At 74.2% G+C, this 17,091-nt stretch carries 20 protein-coding genes and 1 pseudogene; 12 read left to right on the plus strand and 9 right to left on the minus strand.

All coding sequences use genetic code 11. From position 1 onward, the window contains the following. Window positions 1-43: 43 nt before the first annotated feature. Complete coding sequence (locus tag AB0P35_RS21505) at window positions 44-2,107, minus strand: S53 family peptidase (protein WP_363512776.1); 2,064 nt, start codon at window positions 2,105-2,107, stop codon at window positions 44-46. A gap of 344 nt (window positions 2,108-2,451) precedes the next feature. Between AB0P35_RS21505 and AB0P35_RS21510 the strand changes: the two genes are divergently transcribed. The 4 genes and pseudogenes from AB0P35_RS21510 to AB0P35_RS21525 all read left to right on the plus strand — a co-directional run. Beyond that, entirely contained in the window at window positions 2,452-3,042 is a 591-nt protein-coding gene (locus AB0P35_RS21510; RefSeq protein ID WP_363512779.1) for a dihydrofolate reductase family protein, read from the plus strand. Between the two features lie 252 nt (window positions 3,043-3,294). Then, window positions 3,295-3,918, plus strand: coding sequence for a VTT domain-containing protein (locus AB0P35_RS21515; protein WP_363512782.1), 624 nt, complete (start codon window positions 3,295-3,297; stop codon window positions 3,916-3,918). Between the two features lie 429 nt (window positions 3,919-4,347). Further along, a complete protein-coding gene (locus tag AB0P35_RS21520) occupies window positions 4,348-4,698 on the plus strand; it encodes a hypothetical protein (RefSeq protein ID WP_363512785.1) in 351 nt (116 codons plus the stop codon). A gap of 33 nt (window positions 4,699-4,731) precedes the next feature. Further along, window positions 4,732-4,830: pseudogene (locus AB0P35_RS21525) on the plus strand (IS5/IS1182 family transposase); the annotation flags it as partial. A 65-nt stretch (window positions 4,831-4,895) separates the two neighbouring features. Here AB0P35_RS21525 and AB0P35_RS21530 read toward each other — a convergent pair. Continuing rightward, on the minus strand, window positions 4,896-5,693 hold the full coding sequence (locus tag AB0P35_RS21530) for a hypothetical protein (RefSeq protein ID WP_363512788.1): 798 nt from the start codon (window positions 5,691-5,693) through the stop codon (window positions 4,896-4,898). A gap of 374 nt (window positions 5,694-6,067) precedes the next feature. Between AB0P35_RS21530 and AB0P35_RS21535 the strand changes: the two genes are divergently transcribed. Next, the gene (locus tag AB0P35_RS21535; RefSeq protein WP_363512791.1) at window positions 6,068-6,829 is read left to right on the plus strand and encodes a GNAT family N-acetyltransferase; all 762 of its coding nucleotides are present in this window, start codon (window positions 6,068-6,070) and stop codon (window positions 6,827-6,829) included. Window positions 6,830-6,933: 104 nt separating this feature from the next. Here the strand turns inward: AB0P35_RS21535 and AB0P35_RS21540 are convergent, their stop codons facing one another. Both AB0P35_RS21540 and AB0P35_RS21545 read right to left on the minus strand, forming a co-directional pair. Continuing rightward, window positions 6,934-7,272, minus strand: a complete 339-nt coding sequence (locus AB0P35_RS21540; RefSeq protein WP_363512794.1) for an STAS domain-containing protein — start codon at window positions 7,270-7,272, stop codon at window positions 6,934-6,936. Between the two features lie 24 nt (window positions 7,273-7,296). Next, window positions 7,297-7,704: an ATP-binding protein gene (locus AB0P35_RS21545; protein ID WP_363512797.1), complete on the minus strand. Its 408-nt coding sequence runs from the start codon at window positions 7,702-7,704 to the stop codon at window positions 7,297-7,299. 55 nt (window positions 7,705-7,759) lie between these two features. Between AB0P35_RS21545 and AB0P35_RS21550 the strand changes: the two genes are divergently transcribed. Beyond that, a complete protein-coding gene (locus tag AB0P35_RS21550; RefSeq protein ID WP_363512800.1) occupies window positions 7,760-8,395 on the plus strand; it encodes a TIGR00725 family protein in 636 nt (211 codons plus the stop codon). 13 nt (window positions 8,396-8,408) lie between these two features. Here AB0P35_RS21550 and AB0P35_RS21555 read toward each other — a convergent pair whose 3' ends face one another. Then, window positions 8,409-8,708, minus strand: coding sequence for a hypothetical protein (locus AB0P35_RS21555; RefSeq protein ID WP_095875801.1), 300 nt, complete (start codon window positions 8,706-8,708; stop codon window positions 8,409-8,411). 148 nt (window positions 8,709-8,856) lie between these two features. Between AB0P35_RS21555 and AB0P35_RS21560 the strand changes: the two genes are divergently transcribed. The 4 genes from AB0P35_RS21560 (at window position 8,857) to AB0P35_RS21575 (ending at window position 12,092) form a co-directional block, all read left to right on the plus strand. Further along, window positions 8,857-9,057 (plus strand): helix-hairpin-helix domain-containing protein, encoded by a 201-nt coding sequence (locus AB0P35_RS21560; RefSeq protein WP_363512803.1) that lies wholly within the window; start codon window positions 8,857-8,859, stop codon window positions 9,055-9,057. A 207-nt stretch (window positions 9,058-9,264) separates the two neighbouring features. Next, on the plus strand, window positions 9,265-10,515 hold the full coding sequence (locus AB0P35_RS21565; RefSeq protein ID WP_363512806.1) for an SLC13 family permease: 1,251 nt from the start codon (window positions 9,265-9,267) through the stop codon (window positions 10,513-10,515). A gap of 4 nt (window positions 10,516-10,519) precedes the next feature. Beyond that, window positions 10,520-11,032 (plus strand): universal stress protein, encoded by a 513-nt coding sequence (locus tag AB0P35_RS21570; RefSeq protein WP_363512809.1) that lies wholly within the window; start codon window positions 10,520-10,522, stop codon window positions 11,030-11,032. Between the two features lie 292 nt (window positions 11,033-11,324). Then, window positions 11,325-12,092, plus strand: coding sequence for an SDR family oxidoreductase (locus AB0P35_RS21575; RefSeq protein WP_363512812.1), 768 nt, complete (start codon window positions 11,325-11,327; stop codon window positions 12,090-12,092). Between the two features lie 40 nt (window positions 12,093-12,132). Here the strand turns inward: AB0P35_RS21575 and AB0P35_RS21580 are convergent, their stop codons facing one another. Next, entirely contained in the window at window positions 12,133-12,504 is a 372-nt protein-coding gene (locus AB0P35_RS21580; protein ID WP_363512815.1) for a DUF6193 family natural product biosynthesis protein, read from the minus strand. 101 nt (window positions 12,505-12,605) lie between these two features. Continuing rightward, window positions 12,606-13,037 (minus strand): GNAT family N-acetyltransferase, encoded by a 432-nt coding sequence (locus AB0P35_RS21585; protein WP_363512818.1) that lies wholly within the window; start codon window positions 13,035-13,037, stop codon window positions 12,606-12,608. A gap of 213 nt (window positions 13,038-13,250) precedes the next feature. Between AB0P35_RS21585 and AB0P35_RS21590 the strand changes: the two genes are divergently transcribed. Beyond that, window positions 13,251-14,009 carry a MerR family transcriptional regulator gene (locus AB0P35_RS21590; RefSeq protein ID WP_095875808.1) on the plus strand — a complete coding sequence of 253 codons (759 nt, stop codon included), beginning with the start codon at window positions 13,251-13,253 and terminating at the stop codon, window positions 14,007-14,009. A 51-nt stretch (window positions 14,010-14,060) separates the two neighbouring features. Here the strand turns inward: AB0P35_RS21590 and AB0P35_RS21595 are convergent, their stop codons facing one another. Next, on the minus strand, window positions 14,061-15,083 hold the full coding sequence (locus AB0P35_RS21595; RefSeq protein WP_363512822.1) for a LacI family DNA-binding transcriptional regulator: 1,023 nt from the start codon (window positions 15,081-15,083) through the stop codon (window positions 14,061-14,063). 212 nt (window positions 15,084-15,295) lie between these two features. On the opposite strand from AB0P35_RS21595, the gene AB0P35_RS21600 reads away from it, so the two are divergent. Further along, entirely contained in the window at window positions 15,296-16,276 is a 981-nt protein-coding gene (locus AB0P35_RS21600) for an ROK family protein (protein ID WP_363513069.1), read from the plus strand. A gap of 70 nt (window positions 16,277-16,346) precedes the next feature. Here the strand turns inward: AB0P35_RS21600 and AB0P35_RS21605 are convergent, their stop codons facing one another. Next, window positions 16,347-17,072, minus strand: a complete 726-nt coding sequence (locus AB0P35_RS21605; RefSeq protein WP_363513072.1) for a VOC family protein — start codon at window positions 17,070-17,072, stop codon at window positions 16,347-16,349. Window positions 17,073-17,091 lie beyond the last annotated feature (19 nt).

Consider the following 17,091-nt stretch of genomic DNA (forward strand, 5'->3'; position numbering starts at 1 on the left):
GGCCGGGACGGCTCGGCCGGGGCCGAGCCGTCCCGGCCGTCGGTCACCGGCGGCGCGGCAGGCGGAAGGAGTTGAAGAAGTCCTTGCCGGGGGTGCCGACGCCGGTGGCCGTGTCGTAGCCCTTGGCGGCCGACAGGCCGTAGTCGGCCGCGATCTTGTACAGGCGGACCTTCAGCGCGCCGCCGACGAGGCCGAGGTCGACGACGTTGCCGAACTTGTTGTGCACGGCGGAGTCGTTGACGTCGTGGAAGGCGCCGCTGCCGGCCCGGTCGTAGATGGCCGGGTTGGCGAAGCCGATGGCGCGGCCGCCGCGGGCCTGGACGGCGTCGGCGAGCATGGCCGCGTACTCCGGCGCGGAGACCGAGGTGCCGCCGTAGCCGCCTTCGCTGTAGGTGCCGCCGTCGGTGTAGCCGACCAGGGTGGAGGCGACCAGGTCACCGCTCATCGCGACGTCCGGGGTGGCGCGCAGCGGGGTCGGGGACGCGGTGCCGTCGGCCGCGGTCTTCGCGATCCGGTCCGGGACGACGCCCTGCTGGTACCACGGCTGGGCGAAGTCCTTGGAGACGCCGCCGCCACCGCCGAAGTAGAACTTCCCGGGGAAGGGGGTCCAGGACTTCTGGTCGTCGGAGAGCACCGACCGCTGGTCGCCCATCGACACCTCGCGGCCGTAGTGGCCGGCCTTGTCGTCGAGCTCCAGGGCCGTACCGCCGACCGAGGTGACCCACGGCGAGGCGGACGGCCAGTCGGCCTGCGCCTGGTTGGTGTCGGCCTGGCAGTTGACGCCGGTGGCCGCCGCGCCGGGCGAGCTGTCGCCGCAGTCGCCGGAGGAGAAGGTGAAGCCGATGCCGGTCACCGCGCCGAGCTGGAATATCTGGTTGTCGGCGGCGACGACCGCGGGGTCGATGTCCCCGCCGGTGCCGTGCATGATCTCGCCCCAGGAGTTGGAGACCACGTCGGCGAGGTGACCGTCGACCACCTTGGCCATGGCGTCGTAGAGGTCCTGGTCGTAGCAGGAGTTGCCGCCGACGTAGACCACCTGGGCGTCGGGGGCGAGGCCGTGCGCCATCTCGACGTCCAGCGCCTCCTCGCCGGCCCAGCCGGCCGGGCCACCGCACTCGTCCTGGTGGGTCCACTTGTCCGGGGTGACGAACTCGCGGTACTGCCCGGCCGCGAACGGCTTGTCGCCGTGCAGGGTGGAGAAGTGGTTGGCGTCCTGCTCCATCGTGGCGAGGCCGTAGGCGTCGATGATCGCGATCCGGGCGCCCTTGCCGGTCGCCTTCGCCTCGGTCACGCCGTAGGCCTTGCGCAGCTGGCTGGGGACGTAGGCGCAGGGGGCGAAGGGCTCGTTCTTCTCGTAGCCCTGCGGCGCGCCCTTGGCGGTCTTGGAGCCGTAGCCGTCCTCGGAGCAGGTGGCCACGGTCGGCAGGGTCGCCGGGGCCTTCTTGTCCGGGCCGGCCAGCCGGGCGTGGGCGCCGGCCTCGGCACGGGCCTCGGCCTCGCGCACCGAGACGGCGTGCGAGGTGTTCTTGTGCAGGGTGTCGCTGAGGCCGCTGACCGCCAGGACCGCGGCGGAGGCGGAGGCCGGGACGACGGCGTCCCGGGCGGCGGCGCGGTGCAGGCCGTCCTCGGTGCGGTAGGTACGGAAGCCGGTGCCGAAGGCCTTGGCGAGTGCACCGGTCGAGCCTGAGACCTGCACGTAGTGCGGCGTGGTCGCGTCCACGGTGAGGCCGGCGCCGGTCACCCAGTAGGTGACGGCCTTGACCTGGGCGGCGGAGGCGCCGAACCGGGCCTTGGCCCGGTCGTCGGCGAGGAACTGCCCGTAGGCCGGCGAGTTCGGGTCGGAGACGGCCTTGGCGAGGGCGGCGAGGCCGGCCTGGTCCTGGCCGGCCAGGTAGATCCGGGCGGAGGCCGGGGCGGAGTCGGGTACGGCTCCGGCGTCGGCCTGCGCGGTGGCCCACTCCGGGTGGGTGCCGGGCAGCGGCTTGGCGGTCTGCTCGCCGGTCGGCGTGGCAGCGCCGGCCGGGGCGGCCGCCCCGAGGGTTCCCAGGATCAGCGCGGCGGTGGCCGGTACGGCGATCCTTGAGATCCGGTTGCGTGCGATGGGCACGGGTGTCCCCCACTTCGGGAATTTGACGGAGCGCCGAAGAGGCGCTCGGCGAAGGCGCGGCAGAGCAGGCCGACGGTGGAAAACCTCGGCCTGACTTGGGAGTTAACTGCCGTTAGCTATCTATTCCGATGATCACTCGGATCTCAAGGGAGGGCGGGAAAGCTTTACCGGTGCATGACCACTCCCAGGGGCAAACCGGGGGCTGGCACCCGGACCGCTAAGGTCGCTGCTGTTCGGACCGATACGAACCGTCAGACGGACCTCCTCGTCGCGATGATGACGTGACGTCACCGTGATGAGGTCTCCGCCGGGCGAGCGATGCCACCACAGCGAGAGGCAGTCCCGTGCGCAGCCTGACCTACTACGTCGCCACCACCCTGGACGGGTTCATCGCCGGCCCGGAGGGCGGCGACCCGACCGGTCCCGACGGGTTCTTCACGGTGAGCCCCGACTACCTGGACCACATCGTGGCCCACTTCCCGGAGACCCTGCCGGGCGGCGCCCGGCAGGCCCTCGGGGTCACCGCGCCCGGCACCCGGTTCGACACGGTCCTGGAGGGGCGCCGCTCCTACCAGGTCGGGCTGGACGCGGGCGTGACCGACGCCTATCCGCACCTCCGGCACTACGTCTTCTCCCGCACCCTCACCACGAGCCCGGACCCGGCCGTCGAACTCGTCGCCGGCGACCCGGTCGCGAAGGTGCGGGAGCTGAAGGCTCTCGACGGTGGCGGCATATGGCTGGTCGGCGGCGCCGAGCTGGCCGGGGCGCTGTACGAGGAGATCGACGAGCTGATCCTCAAGATCAGCCCGGTCGCGATCGGCACCGGGATCCCGCTCTTCGCCGCGAAGACCGGAACGGACCCGCGCCGGTTCACCCTCACCGACCACACCGTGCTGCCCGGCGGCGTCGCCTTCGCGGCCTACCGGCGCGCCTGACCAGGCGGCTTCGCCCGGCCGACCGGCCGCACCTGCCGGGCGCGGCACCGATTCGCGTGTAGTGTCCGGGCCGACCCGCCGTACCGCCGACCCGCCGCGCCCGCCCGTACCGTCCACCCGCTGAACCGTCCGCCCGCCGTACCGTCCGGCCGCTGTGCCATTCGCGAGGACATCCGAAGCCGTGCCTGCTGACACCTTCCGTGCCGGGGAGCCGGCGGCCGCGGCCGCCCGGCCGGGATCGGGGTGCGCCCGATGAGCCCGGCGGTGGAGCTGGCGGCGCTCGCGCTGGACGAGGGCACCACCGAGTCGGTCGGCTTCCCGGCGCTCTTCCTGCTGGTGGCGCTCGGCTCGCTGGTGCCGGTGTTCCCGACCAGCATCCTGGTCAGCGCGACCGCGGCGGCCGCCGTGCACTCCACGGCGGTGCCGCGGGACGTGGCGCTGGTGGTGGTCTGCGCCGGCCTCGGCGCGTGGTGCGGGGACATCACGCTGTACCGGCTCGCCGGCCACGCGGGCGGACGGCTGGAGGAGCGCATCCGCCCGCGGTTCGACCACCCGCGGGTCCAGGACGCCGAACGGCGGCTGGACGAGCACGGCCGGGTCGTCCTCGTGCCGTCCCGGCTCGTCCCCGGCGGACGGATCTTCATGATCGCCGCCTGCCTGCTCTCCGGCTGGCCGTTCCGCCGCTTCGCCGTCGCAGAGGCGCCGGCCGCCCTGCTCTGGGCCGCCGCCTACACCCTGATCGGTGCCCTCGGCGGCGCACTCTTCGAGCAGACCTGGCTCGGCGTCCTCGCGGCCATCGGCCTGGTCCTGCTGGTCGGCGGCGCCGCCCTCCTCTGGCGCCGCCGACGCCGCGGCCGCACCCCGCCCGCGGGCTGACGCACCCCTCACCGCCCCCGCCGAACCGCCGGAGGCCGGCCCCGACACCTTCTCCGTGGCCCTGACATGGAGATCCTGGCCTCCAGGCCCGGCACGACTGTTACCTCCTGTCGATCGCACAACCTGAGGACGGCGTCACCGAGGCCCTTCCGGATCGTGAGCGATCCGATCCGCATCCACTCGGGATGGCTGTCGTGTCTCGTCACTGCCCTCGCAGGTCTGCATCGGCAGTGAGGAGGTCGGAAACGGGGTGCGGCAAAGGCAGCCCTCCTGGCACCATGTCTCCCGTGATCATGTGTCGAAAGGCCGATGCCGCGTAGGCGGCCACGCGCACTGCGCGCTGAACGACCGGTCTCCTGCGTCTGGGGGCCAACGCCGCCGCTCCGGCTTCACGGACTCTCCGTCGGGGCGAGCCTGGCTGTGCGGCGGGTGGAGTACCTGAGCGACAGCGTCTACATCCACCTGGGTGCCACTGACCGGGCATTGCGGCGATACCGCGAGTTCCTGCACCCGCCGGGCAGACGTCCGCTGTACCCGCAGGAGTCGCACTGCTCGTGCACCTGGTGCTCCTTCGACGACGTCAGGCACGCACGCGACGTGCTGGAGGAAGTCCAGGAGAGACTGCCGGCACAGGCACGTTCCGAGCTCGCCCGGCTCGTGAAGCCCCTGGATGCGGTGTTCTTGCGCCGCACCCTCCCTGACCCGTTCGCGCACCGGCGCCAGTGGCGCACGGAGTTCTGGTGGTACCGCCGCCTGGCTGACAGGTCGGAGTGGGGGTGAAGCGACCCGCGGTCGGCCCCACGCCGAGATGCCATGATCACGGGGTCGGGTCCGTCCTGGACAGCGCCCTTCACCGGACTGAGTCCGCGGGACTTCCGCAAACCGATGACGGTCCTGCGGCGTGAAGGTGCCGCGCAGTGCGGCCGCGCCGAACCCTGGAGTCTCGGGGCTCATGGCTGACGCCGAGCGGCTCGTCGTCAGACTGCCCAGGGCAGGCGCACCGCCTCGATCTCGCTGTCGTTCAGGAGCGCCTCGATGAGTGCCGGAGCTCCGGTGACCTTGGTGGCCCACAGGTCGTAGTCGGTGCACAGGACCCACGAACGGTCCTCGGCCCAGAGGTTGGACGGGCTGAAGTCGGCCTCCGGATTGTCGTACAGCATCGCGGTGTCGCCGAGGCGACCCGCCCGCACGTGGAGGTTGTCGAAGTCCGCGGCCGCGAGCATCAGCGGGTTGTAGTAGGCCAGGCACGGGGTATCCGGACCTGACGGACTGTGCTCGGCAAGGACGGCGGTCAGCCGGTTCCAGGTCTCGCGGTCCAGGCTCCCCTCGGTGGGCGGGACGATACCGAGCGGCCAGCTGCCTCCCTTCCTGGCCGAGGGAAAGCAGCGGTGGGACGGCAACAGCCCGTCGGGCACGACGGGATCACCGGTGCGCCGGGAGAGTTCCGCCCAACGGAGGCGCCGCCAGCCAGCGCCGGGGTGCTCTGCACGGCCCAGACCGCCGCCCGTGGCGATTCCCACTTCAAGGTCGATGCCCCGGAAGGTGTCGGGCCGGGCACTCCCTTCCGCCAGGCATGCCCGGCGGTGTTCGTGGTACGACACCACGGCCGGCCCCTGCTCGTGCTCGTACATGGCGTTGAGCACCCAGACGGCGTCCGGCATGGCGGGCGGCATGAACCCCGTCACACCGTCACCGCACAGCTCCAGCAACCAGTCGGTCGCGCCGGACGGTGCGAGCGGCCATCGGCCGGACAGCACGTTCGATTCCTCGGGCATGTCGACATGATCCCAGCCGAACCAGCGGACGCGTTCCCGACAAAACCGGTTGCCGCCCGGCGGGCCGACGTGGCAAGGTGTGGTCCGCGCTCCGCACGGGAGCGCCGCACTCACTCCAAGGGAATGAAGTCCATGGTCTCGGCGTCCCTCAGCGGCCGCCGTCGGTACTGAGCGTCTGCGTCCTGCGCAGCCCCTCCGGTACCACGCCCGTCTCACGGTGGCCCCACGCACGGTGCACTGCGCCGCATCGCCGTCGCCCTCTCCGGCGACGGTGCCGACCCCGGTCGGCCCGACATCCTGCGCGACCCGTCGCTCCGCCCTTCGGCGGCACGGGCCCGCGCCCACCCTTGTCATGACGTGAGGTCACCATCACCGTGGACACCCCTGTCCAGAGCTTTGCCGTCGCCAACCTCCGCCGCCGTCCCGTGGTCGTCGAGACCGGGGGCTTCGTGGCGGGCTTCGACCCCGACACCACCAGCCCGTTCATCAACTACGCCACCCCGCTGCCCGGCGCCGTGCCGACCGCCGCGGACGTGGCCGGCCTGGTCACGGCCTTCCGCGAGCGCGGACTCAAGCCGCGGCTTGAGTTCGCGCCCGACGCCGCACCCGCCGTGGAGGCGGCCCTGCGCGCGGCCGGTTTCACCGTGGAGGCCGAGCACCAGTACCTGGTCTGCACCCCGGCCACGCTGACCCCGCCCCGCCACGGCGACGCGCCGGGGCCGGTCGTGGAGGCGCCCACCGGTGACGCCGACTACGCGGCGGTCGACGCCGCCCTGTCCGAGGCGTTCTCCGGCGAGTTCGCCTCCTCTCCGGAGGGCACCGCCCGGCTGCGCCGGACCGACGAGCAGGGCGGCGCGGTCCGCTTCGTCCGCTCCCCCGACGGCGGCTGCGCCGGCGGGGCGGCCTGCTCGGCTCCGGCGGTGGGTACCGCGGAGCTGGCCGGGGTCGGCACCCGGCCCGAGTTCCGCGGCCGCGGCATCGCGGCGGCGGTCACCGCCGACCTGACCGCGACCCTCTTCGGGCGCGGCGCCGCGTCCGTCTGGCTGGAGTACTCCGGCGACGGTTCCCGCCGGGTCTACGAGCGGATCGGCTTCCGCCCGCAGGGCCGGCGCCTGTACATCGCGCTGGAGGACTGACCGAAGAACGGGTGCGGCCCGCCCCCTCGCCGGGGGCGGGCCGCACCCGTCAGGGCGTCAGGGCGTCAAGACGTCGGGGCGTCGGGGCGTCGGGCATCAGGGCGTCACGAGAAGCTCGCGACCGCATCCTCCTCGGTGTCGAACACCTCGAAGATGACGAGCAGCTTGGTGATCGACAGGAGGTCGTACAGCTTGCGCGGGAGCTCGGCGAGCTTCAGCTGTCCGCCCTGGTTGTTGACGGCGGTGTAGGCGGAGACCAGTTCACCGATGCCGCTGCTATCGACCGTGGTGACCTCGCCCAGGTTGAGCAGGATCTTCTTGGCACCGTCCTCCAGTGCGCTCCGGACGTCCTCGCGGAGCTGGAAGCTGTTGTCGATGACGATCCGGCCGGAGGGCGCGAGGACGGTGACGCCGTCGACGACCTTGGTGCTGGTGGCGGGCATGGGGCTGCCTCTCTGTCGGTCACATCACGCGGACGTGAGATCGAGTTCCAGGACCACGTCGGTCCCGGGCGGATCGTCGCGGTGCACGATGCGGTAGCCGTCGGTGAGGTGACCGATCATCACCAGGCCGCGGCCGGACGGGGTGAGGTTGGGCCGGTCGGCGGGCGGCGGCGGGACGAAGCCGGATCCGTCGTCGCCGACGGTGATCCGCAGTCGGCCGCCCCGGACCTGCCAGGCGAGCCGGACCCGCTTGGCGGCGTCCTGCCGGTTGCCGTGCAGCACCGCGTTGGCGACCGCTTCGTGGACGGCGAGGGCGAGCCGGTCGCTCCCGTCCTCGCCGAGCCCGCAGGCCGCGGCGACACCGCCCGCCCAGGAGGCGGCCAGGTGCACGCTCGCCACCTCGGACGGCAGTTCCAACGCCTGCGGCTCCACCGAACCCCTCCCGGTTCGCACACCGTCGACCATCCCGGCGAGCGTAGGAAACGGAGTGGACCTCCCCCTCGGCGGCGCACCGGGCACTCACCCGAAGGAGGGCCTGGGCAGCAGCAGCGACGTCCGGCGCCGGATACTTCGGCTGTCCCGGCGCACGGCCGGGGCGCAGCAGCCCGGCCCGGAGGTCGCCATGCCGTCGGACGTCCCGCACCCGATCGCCGCCCCGTACGTGGGGGTGGTCGGCCCGGCCGACGCGAACCGGCAGGAGACCGCGCTGGCCCGCCGGGTCGGCGAGCTGCTGGCCGAGCGCGGGGCGGTGGTGCTCTGCGGCGGGCTGGGCGGGGTGATGGCGGCGGCCGCCACGGGGGTGCGCGACCGCGGCGGCCTCGCGGTCGGCCTGCTGCCGGGCACCGACCGCGCGGACGCGGACCCGCACCTGACGGTGGCGCTGGCCACCGGTCTCGGGGAGCTGCGCAACGGGCTGATCGTCCGGGCGAGTGACGCCCTGATCGCGGTCGGCGGCAGCTGGGGCACGCTCAGCGAGGTGGCCCTGGCGATGCGGCTCGGCCGGCCGGTGGTGTCCCTCGCGGGCTGGTCCGTGCCGGACGCGCCGCCCGGTGCGGCGCCCGTCCCGGCGGCCACCCCCGAGGAGGCGGTGGCCGCCGTCCTGGCGGCGGTCGGACGGACCTGACGGGCCACCGGTGTCAGGCGTGGCCCTCGGCGGCGTTGCGCTCGGCGGCGCGCAGGGCGAGCGCGGCGTCGCGCAGCCGGGCCGTCGCGTCGTGCAGGGCGGTTCTGGCGGTCGGGGTGTGCATGCGGCCCGGGTAGACGCCGGCCACGTCCCGGAGTACCTCGACGACTCCGGCCAGGGCGCCCAGCAGGTGCTGCTCGTCGGCCCGGGGCACCGGGTCGTGGTGGGCGCCGGCCCGGGCGAACGCGGTGTCGCGGGCCTGCTTCTCGACCGACCTGACGGCGTCGACGATCTTCTCCAGGGCGCTGTCCATGCCCTCTCCCTCCGTACCCGGCGGCCCCGCCGGCCGCCCCTCCTACCGGTGGTACCCGTCAGCAGGGTGATACCGAACCGGCGACACGCCGTCCGTCCGCTCGGCGGCCGCCGCCGCCCCGGTGTCCGGATCGGGCAGGATCGGCGGCATGACGACACAGCCGCAGGGGGATTTCCCGCGCACCATCGGCGCTCCCGCGACCCGTGCCCTGTTGGGCGCCGGGTACACCCGTCTCGACGAGCTCGCCGGGGTGCCCGTCGCCGACCTGCGGAGACTGCACGGCATGGGCCCCAAGGCCCTGGAGCGGCTCCAGGCGGCCCTGGAGGAACAGGGCAAGTCGCTCGGCTGACCGCCCGACGGAGCCGGACATCTCGCGGACCGGCGCCTCACCGACGCACCCTGCCACCGGGCCGGCGCCGCAGGTCGGTGCGCGGACCGGTGGGCGGCTCTGGTTCGATCAGCGAGGTCAGCTGTCGGTGGTCGACCGCGGCGGCGCCCGGTGAACCGGGCCGCCTCCGGGAGGTGACGCGGTGTCGGTGAGGAGCGGAAGCGGAACATGTCGTCGTCCGAGGTGTTGTCGGTCGGCCTGCTGGTGGTGGTGCTGGTCGGCGCGGTGGTGCGGCCGTTCGGCTGGCCGGAGGCGGTGGTGGCCGTTCCCGCCGCCGCGGTGGCCGTAGGCACCGGCGCGCTCTCACTGGACCACGCACGGGAGGAGGCGGAGCGCCTCGGCCCGGTGATCGGCTTCCTCGCCGCCGTCCTGGTGCTCGCCCGGCTGTGCGCGGACGAAGGGCTGTTCCGGGCCTGCGGGGCCTGGATGGCGCGGACGGCCGCCGGCCGTCCGCGCCGCCTGCTGGTCCAGGTGTTCGCGGTCGCCTCGGCGATCACCGCGGTGCTGAGCCTGGACGCGACCGTGGTGCTGCTGACGCCGGGCGTCTTCGCCACCGCGGCCCGTCTGGGCGCCCGCCCGAAGCCGCACGTCTACGCCTGCACCCACCTGTCGAACACCGCCTCGCTGCTGCTGCCGGTCTCCAACCTGACGAATCTGCTCGCCTTCGCGGCGAGCGGCCTCGGCTTCGTCCGCTTCGCCGCGCTGATGCTGCTGCCGTGGCTGGTGGCGATCGGCGTCGAGTACGTCGTCCTGCGGCGCTTCTTCGCTGCCGACCTCGACGCCGGGGCCGACGCCGAACCGCCCGCCGAGGTGCCGCGGATGCCCCGGTTCGCGCTGGCAGCGGTCGCCTGCACGCTGGTCGGCTTCGTGCCCGCCTCCGCGCTCGGGATCGATCCGGCCTGGGTGGCGTGCGCGGGGGCGCTGGTGCTCGCAGGCCACGCCCTGGCCGGGCGGCGCACCACCGTGCTCACCGTGGTCCGGGCGACCAGCGTGCCGTTCCTCGCCTTCGTGCTGGCGCTGGGCCTGGTGGTGCGCGCCGTGGTGGACAACGGCCTCGCCGACGCGCTGGGGCACGTGGTGCCGAGCGGCGAGGGCCTCGCCGCCCTGCTCGGGACCGCCGCGCTCGCGGCCGTCCTGGCGAACGTCATCAACAATCTGCCGGCGGTCCTGGTGCTGCTGCCGCTGACCGCGCCGTCCGGGCCGGGCGCGGTGCTCGCCGTCCTGCTCTGCGTCAACATCGGCCCCAACCTGACCTATGCGGGCTCGCTCGCGACCCTGCTGTGGCGGCGGATCGTGCACGCGCACGACGGGGAGGTCTCGCTCGGCGAGTTCACCCGGCTCGGACTGCTCACCGTGCCTGCTTCCCTGGTCCTGTCGGTCGTGGCACTGTGGGGCTCCCTGCAGGTCGTCGGAGGATGAGGCCGTGGCGGTCGTGGTGTGGGTGACCGAGGGCACGTGGCGTGCCTGCGTCGACGCGGCACGCGCCCTCGCACCCGCGGACGCGCCGATCGTGCTGCTGCACATCGGCGACCGGGACGTGCCGGGCGCCGCGCACGGTGCCTTCGCCGGGCTGATGGGGCGGCGGCACCCGCGCGGCAACCCCGCCGACGGCTGGGGCAGCGACCCCGGCAGCCGCGTCGAGGAACTCGCCGACGCTGCCGGCCGCGGGCTGCTGGACGCCGCCGCGGAACGCCTGGGCCGCCCCTGCCGCCGGGTCGAACGGTCCGGCCGGGTCGAGCGGGAGGTGGTCGCCGCGGCGGAGGGCGCGGACCTGCTGGTGCTCGCCCGCGACGGGGACCGGACCAGGCTCGGCCCGCGGAGCCTCGGCCCGGCCACCCGCTTCGTGGTCGACCACGCCCCCTGCCCCGTCCTGCTGGTGTGGCCCGGTCCGCCGCCGGGCACGGCGACGCTGCCGCCGCATCCCGACCGGCCGTGAGTCGCCCGGTCGCCCCCCGCAGGCCCCTGACCGGGTGCGTCCGCTCCGGGACGACGCCTGTTCGGCCGCGTTCGGTGGCCGGGGGAGGCGGGTGGAGCGATGCTGGTGGTCCAGCGCCCCGCCGTGAACCCCCGAGCACGGCGGGGCGCCCTTGCTCGTCCCCGGTGAGGGTGGTCCTGGGAGACCCAGGACCACCACAGCCCTGGGTGGGGCGTCCCGGTCCCGGAAGACTCGTGGACGTCAACGAACGACGCGGTGCGAATCACCGCTGAGCCCCACTCAGGAGCACACCATGTCCTACCCCTCCCTCTCCGGCCGGATCGCCGTCGTCACCGGCGCCGCCAGCGGCATGGGCGCCGCCAGCGCCAGGCTGCTCGCCGCGAACGGTGCGGCCGTGGCGCTGCTCTCCCGCCGCGAGGACCGGCTCAAGGAGCTGGCCGCCGAGATCGGGGCCGCCGGCGGCCTGGCGGTCGCCGTGCCGGCCGACGTCACCGACCAGCAGTCGGTGGACGCCGCCGCGGAGCGCGTCGCGGCCGAACTCGGCCGGGTCGACCTGCTGGTCGCCGCCGCGGGCGTCATGCTGCCGAACCCGGTGGACGACGGCCGGATCGACGAGTGGAACCGGATGCTGGACACCAATGTGACCGGTGTCCTGCGGATGGTCCGCGCCTTCACCGGCGACCTGGTGGCGGCCGCCGCCGAGGGCCGGACGGCGGACCTGGTGGCCGTATCCTCGATCGCCTCCCACGTCGTCTTCCCCAACTACGCGGTCTACAGCGCCACCAAGGCCGCGCTCACCCAGCTCGCCGCCGCCCTGCGCAGCGAGTTCGGCCCGCGCGACGTCCGGGTCTCCACCGTCGAGCCCGGCCTGACCGACACCGAGCTCGGCTCGCACATCGACAACGCCGCACTCGGCCTGGACGGCCAGCTCGGCGCCATGTTCGACACGATCGGCCCGCTCTCCTCCGAGGAGATCGCCGACGTGATCGGCTTCACCGTCAGCCGCCCGCGCCACGTGAACCTCCGCCACCTGGTGGTCCTCCCCACCCGACAGGCCTGACCACCGGCCGCCCGGCGCGTACGGAAGCCGCTGCGCGGGTTCAGAGCCCTTCGAGGAGCCGCACGACGGCGGCGCCCGCGGCCGCGGGCGTGTCCGCGGCCGGGACCAGGCCAGGCGGCTGCCGGCCGTCCGCCTCCTGGGCGCGGACGAGGAAGCGACCGTCGGTGCCGAGGGCGACGGACACCGGCAGGATCGTCCCCTCCCCCGGCCGGAACCGCGGCCCGGTGCTGAACCGGAGCCTCGCGTGGCCGGTGAAGGGATGGAACCGCGCGAGCGGGCTCGCCCGCGCCGCGGACACCAGGGCGCTCAGCGTCGGCGGCACCCAGGTCTGCCCCGGCACGCAGCACCACGCGTCCTGTTCGGCGGCCGCCTGCTCCATGAAGTCCCATGACACCGCCGGGGATTCGCTCACGGGGCGATGCTGCCCCGGCGACCGGTACGGAAACCGGGGCCGGCCGCACCCGTCCGCGGGTTCACCGTTCCGTCAACGGATTCGCTGTTTCGTCCACGGGCTCACTGTTCGCCGAGCGCCATCCACTTGTCCGGCTTCTCCAGCGGCGCGAAACCGGCCTTGGCGTACACCTCGTGGGCATCGGCCGTGGCCAGCAGGATGCGGCGCAGCCCGAAAGGCGCCAGCTGGTCGCGGACGGCGGCGGCCAGCGCCGTGCCGAGACCCCTGCCCCGCGCCTCGGGCGCGATGTAGACATCGCACAGCCATGCGAAGGTGGCCCGGTCGGTCACCACCCGGGCGTAGCCCACCTGCGCGCCCGAAGCACCCTCGTACACACCGAAGTTGAGCGAGCTGTCGATCGACTGCTCCTGCTTCTCGCGCGGGCGGCCCAGGGCCCAGTAGGCGTCCTGCGACAACCACCGGTGGATCAGTGCCCGGTCGAGGCGGGCGGGATCGGTGGACAGCTCGTAACCGGCGGGAAGATCAGCGCTCATGGCCGCATCCAAGCAGGCCACCGGCCCCGCGGGCCAGCGAGTATCCGTTCGCGGCCGAGGGCGCGGTCCGCGGCAGGTGGCCTGCGTCGGGTGGTCCGCGGCAGGCGGGCGGGATCATGGCAGTCGGGCTTGAAGTTGCCGTAGCGGCAGCATCTAGCGTCCTTGCCAGGGCCGGACGGACCGGCCCGGCGACTGCGTCGGGAGGTGGCGGCGGTGGACTGGCCGATCGCGGAGGTGGCCCGGATGTCGGGGGTGACGGCCCGGACGCTGCGGCACTACGACGAGACCGGCCTGCTTCCGCCGGCCCGGATCGGGTCCAACGGGCACCGCCACTACGGCGAGCGGGAACTGCTGCGGCTGCAGCAGATCCTGGTGCTTCGGGCGCTCGGCCTCGGGCTGGCGGACATCCGCCGCGTGCTGACCGAGCAGGTGGACGAGCTGGAGGCGCTGCGCGGCCACCACCGGCGGCTGCTCACCGAGCGCGACCGGCTCGACGCCCTGGCCGGCACCGTCTCCCGCACGATCGCCGAACTGGAGCAGTCCCGGAAGGACGGTACCCCCATGACCTCGATCAACCGGCCGGAGAACCTCTTCGAGGGCATCCGGCCCGAGCAGTACCTGGAGAGCCTGCGCGACTTCCCCGAGCTGGCGCGGGAGGTGGAGCAGCGCACCGCCGGGATGACCGCGGAGGCGGTGGCGGCCGGCCAGCGGGAGCGTACCGCGCTGATGATCCGGCTGGCCGAGCTGCTGGCCGCGGGCGAGCCGGCCGACGGCGCGGCGGCGCAGGCCGAGGCCGACGCCCAGTACCGGGCGCTGGCCGGGATCCGGCCGGTCGCGGCCGAGGAGTACCGGGCGATCGGCCGCGCGTGCGTCGAGAACGAGCAGTGGCGGGCCGCGTACGAGGCGATCGCGCCGGGGCTGGCGGCGTACCAGCGGGACGTGATCGAGGCGTACGCCGACCGGCTGGGCTGAGCCTGCCCCGTCCCGCCGGTCACGCGGTCGGCCGGTCTCACGACCTGCCCGTCACGCGGTGGCCGGCGGGACCTCTCCCGAGCCGCGCACGATCAGCCGGGTCGGGAGTTCGACGCGCCGGGGCGGTGTCCCGTCGTCGCCGTCGAGCCGCTCGAAGAGCAGGTCGGCGGCCGCGCGGCCGAGCGCCTCCGGGTCCTGGGCGACGACGGTGAGGCCGGGGGTGAGCAGGGCGGCGAGTTCCAGGTCGTCGAAGCCCACCAGGGCCGGGCGGCGGGGCAGTCCGGCGAGGGCCTGCAGCGCGGCGAGGGTGACCCGGTTGTTCGCGGTGAACAGGGCGGTGACCGGTGCGGCGCCGGAGAGCAGGCGACGCACCGCCGCGCCGACGGTCGCGGGGGCGGTGGGGCCGGTGGCGATCCACCGCTCGTCGACGGGCAGGCCGGCGGCCCGCATCGCGGCACGGTAGCCGCGCAGCCGCTCGGCGCAGGTGTGGATGTGCGGCAGGTCGCCGACGAAGCCGATCCTGCGGTGTCCGTGCGCGATCAGGTGGGCGACGCCGGCACGGGCGCCTCCGGCGTTGTCGCTGAGGACCGCGTCGGCCTCGATGCCGGTGGCCGGGCGGTCCACGAAGACCGCCGCCAGGCCGGACTCGAGTTCGGGCAGCAGGTAGCCGTGGTCGCCGCCGGCGGGGACCACGACCAGCCCGTCGACCCGGCGGGCGCACAGGGCGAGCGCGAGTTCCCGTTCGCGGTCGGCGTCCTCGGCGCTGGATCCGGTGAACAGCAGGCAGCCGTGGTCGCGGGCGACGGCCTCCACGCCGCGGGAGAGCGCGGAGGAGAACGGGTCGCCGATGTCCTCCAGCACCAGGCCGACACTTGCGGTGGAGCCGGTGCGCAGCAGCCGGGCGCTGTCGTTGCGGCGGAAGCCGAGTTCGTCGATGGCCGCCTGCACCCTGGCCGCCATCGCGGGGCTGACCCCGGGCTCATCGTTGACGACCCGGGAGACGGTCTTCAGGCCGACGCCGGCCGTTGCCGCGACGTCCTTCATGGTGGGCCTGGCGCCGGATCGGCTGTTCATGACCCCGCAGCATACGGACCGGGGGCGGTCCGTGGGGCTCGCGGGGCGGTGGGGCGCGGCGGACCTGCCGACACATAGGCTGGACAACGTTGTCAGCCGTCGTCCACAATCGACCGGCCCGACCGCCGCACCATCCCGGAGCACCGCCCGTGAGCACGACCGCCAGCAGCACCGCCGCCGCGCCCGACCCCGCTGCCCCCGCCCCTGCCGCGCTGCCCGACAGGACCGCCTCGGTTGCGGACGGCGCCCAGGCCCTCGTCGCGGCGCTCGACATCGGCGGGACGAAGATCGCCGGCGGCCTGGTGGACTCCGCCGGCCGGCTGCTGCACCAGGTCCAGCAGCCGACACCGGCCCGGGAGGACGCGGGCACCGTCCTCGCCGCCGTCCGCCGCGTCCTCGACGAGCTCGCCGCCCACCCGCTGTGGGAGCGGGCCGGATCGCTCGGCATCGGCAGCGCCGGCCCCGTCGACACCGCGGCGGGCACCGTCAGCCCGGTCAACATCCCTGCCTGGCGCGGCTTTCCGCTCCTCGCCGAGGCCGGTGCCCACCCGGCCGTCCGCGGGCTGCCGGTGGTGCTCGGCGGCGACGCGGTGGCGATGGCGGCCGCCGAGCACCGGTACGGCGCGGCCCGCCCGTACGCGGACGCGCTCTGCCTGGTCGTCTCCACCGGCGTCGGCGCCGGCCTCGTCCTGGGCGGCAGTGTCCACCACGGCCGCACCGGGAACGCCGGCCACCTCGGGCACATCACCGTCGACCTGGACGGCGACCCCTGCCCCTGCGGCTCGCGCGGCTGCCTCGAAGGGCTCGCCAGCGGTACCGCGATCGCCGCCCGGGCGGCCCGGGACGGCTGGCGGCCCGAGGGGCGGGACGCCTCCGCCTCGGCCGTCGCCGAGGCCGCCCGCCGCGGCGACCCGGTCGCGCTCGCCGCCTTCGACCGCGCCGCACAGGCACTGGCCGCGGGCATCGCCGCCACCGCCACCCTGGTGGAGATCGACGCGGCCGTGATCGGCGGCGGTGTCGCCCGGGCCGGCGACGTGCTCTTCGCGCCGCTCCGCCGCCACCTCCGCACCTACGCCGCACTGCCGTTCGCCGCGGACGTCGCCGTCCTCCCGGCCCGCCTCGGCACCGACGCCGGCCTCGTCGGAGCGGCCGCGCTCGCCATGACGGAGTCTCAGGAGCAGCACCGCTCCTGAGGGGTGGGCTCGCACGGGTCGGCAGTCAGAGCCCCGGCGGGGCTGATGGCACCGTCCTTCGACAGCCCTGCTACCGGGGCCTTCGTACGGAGAACTCGTTGCCGTCGGGGTCGAGCATCAGTGCCCGGCCGTCGTCGCCCTCGCCGGTGTCGGTGCGCGTCGCGCCGAGTGAGATCAGGCGATCGACCTCCGCCTCCCAGTCGGCGGCGGCGGGGAGCGCAAGCTCGAAGTGCAGCCTGTTCGTGCCCGTCTTCGGCGCCACCGGAGGACCACCCCACGTGATCTTCGTACCGCCGTTAGGCGATTGGATCGCGGTCTCCTGGTCCTGGTCCCAGACCAGCGGCCACTGCAGCGCCTTGCTCCAGAAGTAGCCGACCTCCTGGGTACCGTCGCAGGCCAGTGCCCCGATGACACCGGTGTCGGCGAGGAACGTGTTGCCCGCCTCGATGACGCAGAACTCGTTGCCGTCCGGATCGGCGAGCACCACATGCCCCTCTTCCGGGAGCTGGCCCACGTCGATGTGCTCGCCGCCGAGTTCCAGCGCCCTGGCCACCGTCTGCCGCTGATTCTCCGGGGAGGCGCTCGTCAGGTCGAAGTGCGCCCGGTTCTGGCCGATCTTCGGCTCCCGGCTCGGCAGGAAACGGATGCGGAACCCCGCGGTATCAGGAGGCGGCAGGATCGCAACGTCGTCGTCCGGACCGCCGGCCACCTCCCAGCCCAGGACCCCGGACCAGAACCGCGCCAGACCCGCAGGCCGGGTCGCATTGAAGCAGATCGCGAACAGTTGACTGGTCATGTTCCCTACGTCTCCGTTC

Source organism: Kitasatospora sp. NPDC085879 (assembly GCF_040686255.1).
Lineage (GTDB): Bacteria > Actinomycetota > Actinomycetes > Streptomycetales > Streptomycetaceae > Kitasatospora.